1 protein-coding gene is annotated in these 507 nt (G+C 47.3%); it reads left to right on the forward strand.

Features of this window, described 5'->3' with window-relative positions; genetic code table 11:
• Positions 1 to 446: hypothetical protein (locus A3761_RS27040; protein WP_068749955.1), on the forward strand; the 446-nt coding region annotated here is incomplete at its 5' end.
• Positions 447 to 507 lie beyond the last annotated feature (61 nt).

Below are 507 nucleotides of genomic sequence, written 5' to 3' on the forward strand. Positions count from 1 at the left end.
TCACAAAACCAGATGGCAGCATATCGTACTCAGACCAACCACAAAGCAACGCCGTCACCTTGGAAGTCGAACCCGTTCCAACCATACCTGCACTAAAACCAAGCCCCATAAGTTTTAGCTCTGCACCTACAGACGACAGCTTTCTTTACCAGTCACTTGTTATTAGCGCACCAATAGACCGGAGCGCACTCCACTCAGGCACGGGTGACATCACTGTAAGCACCATATTAGAGCCTTCATTAAGAGCAGAGGACAAACTGCGCTTTCTGCTGGATGGTGCCGAAGTTGCATTACAAAAAGGGGCGAGCTTGCTGCTAACAAGCCTAAATAGAGGAACACACACGATCACGGTCCAAGTTATCGACCCACAAAACAAGGCTCTTATCTCAGCCAGTAGTCAATTTACAGTTCATCGACCTATCGCCAGAGCGTTCAAAATTAACTAACACATAGAGAGCACCAATAGGGAACACCCCAAAAAAGCAATGCACAAAATTGGTGCGCACA

The organism is Oleiphilus sp. HI0123 (assembly GCF_001635315.1).